General features: G+C 61.9%; 5 protein-coding genes and 1 pseudogene. 2 read left to right on the top strand and 4 right to left on the bottom strand.

What is annotated here, in order from left to right:
- A pseudogene (locus x551_RS17805) lies at positions 1-197 on the top strand (DUF1513 domain-containing protein); the annotation flags it as partial.
- A 60-nt stretch (positions 198-257) separates the two neighbouring features.
- On the opposite strand, the gene x551_RS17800 reads toward x551_RS17805, so the two are convergent.
- The 4 genes from x551_RS17800 to x551_RS17795 all read right to left on the bottom strand — a co-directional run bounded on the left by x551_RS17800 (position 258) and on the right by x551_RS17795 (position 4,772).
- Positions 258-737: a VOC family protein gene (locus x551_RS17800; RefSeq protein ID WP_036233864.1), complete on the bottom strand. Its 480-nt coding sequence runs from the start codon at positions 735-737 to the stop codon at positions 258-260.
- A gap of 170 nt (positions 738-907) precedes the next feature.
- Complete coding sequence (locus x551_RS25425) at positions 908-1,645, bottom strand: HNH endonuclease (RefSeq protein WP_152543564.1); 738 nt, start codon at positions 1,643-1,645, stop codon at positions 908-910.
- Positions 1,645-2,280 carry an AAA family ATPase gene (locus x551_RS24605; RefSeq protein WP_343252155.1) on the bottom strand — a complete coding sequence of 212 codons (636 nt, stop codon included), beginning with the start codon at positions 2,278-2,280 and terminating at the stop codon, positions 1,645-1,647. The genes x551_RS25425 and x551_RS24605 overlap by 1 nt, the downstream gene beginning before the upstream one ends.
- A gap of 1,166 nt (positions 2,281-3,446) precedes the next feature.
- Positions 3,447-4,772 (bottom strand): aspartate aminotransferase family protein, encoded by a 1,326-nt coding sequence (locus x551_RS17795; RefSeq protein ID WP_036233867.1) that lies wholly within the window; start codon positions 4,770-4,772, stop codon positions 3,447-3,449.
- A 105-nt stretch (positions 4,773-4,877) separates the two neighbouring features.
- Here x551_RS17795 and x551_RS17790 point away from each other — a divergent pair.
- The coding region (locus x551_RS17790) for a LysR family transcriptional regulator (protein WP_036249838.1) at positions 4,878-5,575 on the top strand (698 nt) is incomplete at its 3' end.

The raw sequence follows: 5,575 nt of genomic DNA, 5'->3' as shown, positions 1-5,575 counted from the left end.
CCGACGGCCGTGCGCGCGGCGTGGCAACGCTGCCCAACGCCTGCGCGCTGGCCGTCGTGGACGGCGTGTGTTGGGCCGCCGGGCAGACCGAGGCCATGCCACTGAACGCCGCACCCGGCCGCGAGCGGCGCCGTCTGCAGCACACCGCGCCACTGCGCCTCGACAACCACTGGGCCGGCCTCGCGCCAACCGCCTGACTCCCTCTCCCCGCCCACGGGGAGAGGGCCGGGGTGAGGGGCCGCGCGCCGCGAACGGGCTCAACCGCGCCGCGCCGCCTCGATCGCCGCGATGTCGATCTTGCCCATCGTCATCATCGCGTCGAAGGCCCGCTTGGCGGCCTGGGCGTCGGGGTCGGTGATCGCCTCCATCAGCGCCCGCGGCGTGATCTGCCACGACAGGCCCCACTTGTCCTTGCACCAGCCGCAGGCGCTCTCCTGGCCACCGTGGCCGACGATGGCGTTCCACAACCGGTCGGTCTCGGCCTGGTCTTCGGTGGACACCTGGAACGAGAAGGCCTCCGAGTGCTTGAACTCCGGCCCGCCGTTGAGGCCGAGGCAGGGGATGCCCAGCACGGTGAACTCCACCGTCAGCACGTCGCCCTGCTGACCGGACGGGTAGTCGCCTGGCGCGCGCATCACGCGGCCGACCGCGCTGTCGGGGAAGGTGGCAGCGTAGAAGCGCGCGGCTTCCTCGGCGGTGCCGTCGTACCAGAGGCAGATGGTGTTCTTGCTGGGCATGGCGGTCTCCTGTTCAGGGCGAATGGGGAGGGCAGGAGTGGGATCTGGGGGATGGGGCCGAATGGCGTTTTGTCAGGGACTCGCGTCAGCGCACAAGCTCAGGGACTGCACACCGATGCTCGGACAACTGGCCGGGTCGTGCAGAGCAGGAACTTCCAATAAGGACGTGCCTAAATGCTTGTCACGCTTCCGTGAGCCTGACGAATAGCCACCTCTATTTTCTTGCTCGACTTGCCGCTCCACATAGCAGCGAGCGCAGGAGATACCTCTCGACAGATTCGATCAAGTCCAGCCTCATCCGCCATACCTGCGGCACGAGTCACAGCCGCCTCGAGCGTTTGGGCTGCGCAAATTGCTGCGATTCGATTCTTGCTCTCAAGCGCCTCCAGATCATTTAGTTTGCAATTCTTGATAACCGCTGCACCTTGAGGTGACTTATTCTTGGGCTCATAAAGCCAGCCTTGGTAAATAACTATATGACTTGAATATTTATGAATATACGGATGCACCCAGTTATACGAACTCGCCGACATCGGATAAGCGGCACCCGGCGCAAGCGTGAAGGTTGATGCAAATACAGATTTCACACCTTTGTTGTTGTTGCAATCCTTGCATGCCAACGCAAGATTACTCACCTCAAACATGAATCTCGTTTGCTTTCCCTTGTCTACAATATGTTCAATTTCTCGGGCGCCCTTATTGAATAGAATCACGCGTCGACAGTAACAGCATTTGTCATTCTGCAAGCATCGAAGCTTCTGAATAAGCCAAGTCTTATACCAATTAAAGGTTGAGCTGCCCCATTTTTCACCAACAGATGCGATACACGCTGCTAGCTTGGTTTGATCTGCATGGGAAACCCTAATTTTTTTGATGCGTTCGAATGTCGGAATTAGTATGGTCGCCATCAAACCTCACCTTTGGATGAGCCACCCAATACAACCGAGCTTAGAGTCTCGATTACCGACCGCGCAAGATCGTCCTCAGGCAATCCCTCCTTAAGCCTTGCCAAGTTTTCAACCGCGCTGACTAGCTTCGGGTTATCTCTGTCTCCCGCGCCAAAAAGACGAAGTGCACCGGCCATTTCTTGGCTGAATTCGAGGCTGCGGGAACTGGATAAACCGAAAACGTCCTTCAACATCTCATCAGCGGTCCAGCCGAAGGGCCCACTCGGGAGCGCCCTCGCGATCAGTCGCCCGCGAGTCTGCCGAATCTGAACAACCTCGCAGCGTCCAGGCGGCAAGGACGAAGCGACTAACGGGGAGTGCGTTGCCACTACAACGTGCACACCCTTGACCCCCTCGATCATGTCGTTCAACAGACCAAGGTATTGTTGTTGCCACGAAGGATGGAGGCTATTTTCTGGCTCGTCGACTAATAAGAGCGTGCCATCCTCTACGGAGGCGGCCGTAAACAGAAGGGACGAAAGGATGTGCCACTGCCCGGAACTTAGTTCACTTAGAGAATAGGCGTCAGTCGTGGAATAATTGCCAATATATGCGCCCTCTACGGTCAACAGTCCTGAGGAAACCAAAAGGGTCATAGCTTTTATATCTCCCTTAACGATAAGAGAGAACGATGGTTGTACCTCAACCCTTAGTTTTATAGGGCCGCTAGAATTCACAATCTCGACGATTTTGGAAGAAGTGGCCCGGCTTCTCTCTCGTCCCAAGAGAAGCCGCGGTGCTCTGCATTGGCTTTGCGAAAGCGATTTAATAGCTGAGTCGTGGATAATTTAGCTTGCAAATCATCGTTCGCCCTAAATGTGAACTCGATGCGATTGAATCCGCCAATTATCTTAAGCAAGGCGGATATTGCACGTCCCCTGTGATGGATTTGGTCAGAAGCCTGCAAAAGACTAAGTGCCACTCTATTTATACTTTGAACTCGACTAACCAGATTATTTTCCGTCCGAGGTCCAATATAACTATATAAATCCCCGCGATCCCTTTTGCCACGCAGAGTTAGTCTCGACGGAAATCTATCTGTAGCGACGCCCGAAAGCGCAATGATCTTCCTGATGGACCGTAGTTCTAAGCTACCTCCCCACAATTCAAGCCCACCAGCTTTGTTGCCGTATTCCAAAGCTTCTCGAGACGCCATTCGTGAGGCTAAATCTATGATGTCCCGCAGAGTACGACTTTTCCGAGTTCCATTTGCACCTATTAAAATGGAAAAAAAGTTATCCTCAGCCTTTTCTGGCCGAGAGAACCGCAATTTGAACGGCGTGAACGACGAATCGTTTGGCGCTTGAAACTGCCGAATCTTCATCTGCTATCCCTGATCGCGACCAACCGCGAAAGCGCATGCCGACGCACGCAATCACGACTTGTAACAGGCGCAGGATTGCCTAGCAATATGAGTTATAACTTCTTCATGCAGTGCATTGGCGGTCATGCCGATGCGTCTTGGACTCAAGCGGGTTCAAGCCTGTCTGAGGTTCGAAGGCTTACGTCTAGCACGCTGGTACCCGAAAGGCCGGCCCGACGCCGGCTGAGTTCGCCGATAAGAATTGCGGTCGCATAGCACCCAACAAAAGGCGCTCCGATGGACCTCGTAGCTAAAGTCGTGACGCCGCAAGGCTCGCTCCGGACCGCAGAAGCACCTGATGGGCATGTGCAAGTTGTGGCTGGACTTGAGAGTTAATGTCAATCCAAATTTGATCCGCCGCAGACGTGCCTGGAAATCCCCGCAATCTCAAGCGGCCGATCAAACCACTTCCTCAATCGCCCTCCCCAACAACCCCACCCCCAAATCGATCTCCTCGTCACTCACCGTCAACGGCGGCGCGATGCGGAACACGCCACCCATGCCGGGCAGCTGCACGATGTTCATGCTGAGGCCGAGCTTCATGCACTCGCGGGTGATGGCCGCGCCCAGGTCGGGCGCGGCGCGGCGGGTGGCGCGGCTCTCGACGATCTCGATGCCCAGCAGCAGGCCGCGGCCGCGCACGTCGCCGATGCAGTCCACGCGCTCCTGCAGCGCGCGCAGGCCCGCTTCCAGGCGCTGGCCGGCCACGCGGGCGCGCTCCACCAGCCCGTCGCGCTCCACCACGTCCAGCACCTTCAGGCCCACCGCGGCGGGCAGCGGGTCGGACACGTGGGTCGTGTAGAACAGGTAGCCGCGCGCGTGGCATTCGTCCTCGATGGCGGCCGTGGTCAGCACCGCGGCCAGCGGCAGGCCGGCGCCCAGGGTCTTGGACAGCGTGAGGATGTCGGGCACCACGCCGTCGCGCTGGCACGCGAACATCAGGCCGGTGCGGCCCACGCCGGTCTGCGCCTCGTCCAATATCAACAGCATGCCGCGCTCGCTGCACTTGGCCTTCAGCGCGGCCAGGTAGCCCAGCGGCAGGTCGATCAGCCCGCCCGAGCTGAGGATGGGCTCGGCGATGAAGGCGGCGAGGTTGCCGCTCGACTGCCGGTCGATCAGGTCGAAGGCGTAGTCCAGCTCGGCCTGCCAGTCGAAGCGGCCGTCGCGCTCGAAGCGTGGGCGGTAGGGGTAGGGCGCGGGGATCGCGAACGAGCCCACCGCGGCCGGCCCGTAGCCCTTGCGGCCCGCGCTGTAGGTGGCCGAGGCCGCGCCGCCGGTCATGCCGTGCCAAGACTGCGCAAAGCTCACCACCTCGTACTTGCCGGTGTACAGCTTGGCCATCTTGATCGCGGCCTCGTTGGCCTCGGCGCCGGTGCTCAGCAGCATGGCGCGCTCCAGGCCGGCCGGCGCCACGCCGGCCAGGCGCGTGGCCAGGTCCACCACCGGGCGGCTCAGCATGCCGCTGAACAGGTGGTCCAGCGAGCGGGCGTGCTCGGCCACCACCGCGGCGATCTCGGGGTGGCCGTGGCCGAGCAGCGCGCTCATCTGGCCCGAGGTGAAGTCGAGGATCGCGCGGCCGTCGGCGTCGTAGACGAAGCTGCCTTGGGCACGCTCGATGATCATCGGCTCGAACGTGCCGCCGTAGCGTATGAGGTGCCGGCGAGCGCGCTGCCAGAAGTCGGGGTCGGCGTTGCGGGAGGAGGTCGTCGTCGTGGTCGTCGTCATCGCGGGCTCCAGGGAGAGAGGGGGATCTGCGGCCGCAGGCTAGAGGCGACACGCTCGCAAGAAAAGCTAATATTTCTGAACGCTGCTATCAGAAGTGCTAACGCCGTGAGCCGCTCCCTCGACATCGACCTGTTGCGCACCTTCGTGGCCATCGCCGAGACGCGCACGCTGGGTCGCGCGGCCGCGCGCATCGGCCGCACGCAGGCGGCGGTGAGCATGCAGGTGCAGAAGCTCGAGGCCCTGCTGAGCCAGCCGCTGCTCAACCGCACCGGCCGCGGCGTCACGCTCACGCTGCACGGCGAGCGCCTGCTGGGCCATGCGCGCACCCTCCTGCGCCACCACGACGCGGCGGTGGCCGACATCACCGGCGCGGGCCTCACCGGCACGCTGCGCTTCGGCTGCCCCGACGACTACGCGGCCGCCTTCCTGCCGCACATCCTGCGCAGCTTCGCGGGCCGGCATCCGCAGGTGTTCGTGGAGGTGGTGTGCGCCCCCACGCCGCGGCTGCTGGCGCAGCTGGGCCAGCACGCGCTCGACCTGGCGTTGATCTCCACCACCGAGGGCGAGGGCTCGGCGGCCATCCTGCGACGCGAGCCGCTGGTGTGGGTGGGCAACCGGCACGATCACGCGGCCACGCAAGAGCCGCTGCAACTGGCGCTCTCCGACCCCGACACGCTGGACCACCGCGCCGCCCGCGAGCGGCTCGACGCCGCCGGGCGGCCCTACCGCGTGGCCTACGCCAGCGGCAGCATCTCGGGGCTGCTGGCGGTGGTGCGCTCGGGCCAGGCCATCGCGGTGCTCAC

Origin of the sequence: Methylibium sp. T29, from assembly GCF_000576205.1 — a bacterium.
Lineage (GTDB): Bacteria > Pseudomonadota > Gammaproteobacteria > Burkholderiales > Burkholderiaceae_C > Methylibium > Methylibium petroleiphilum.
This window is presented reverse-complemented; position numbering and strand designations above follow the sequence as displayed.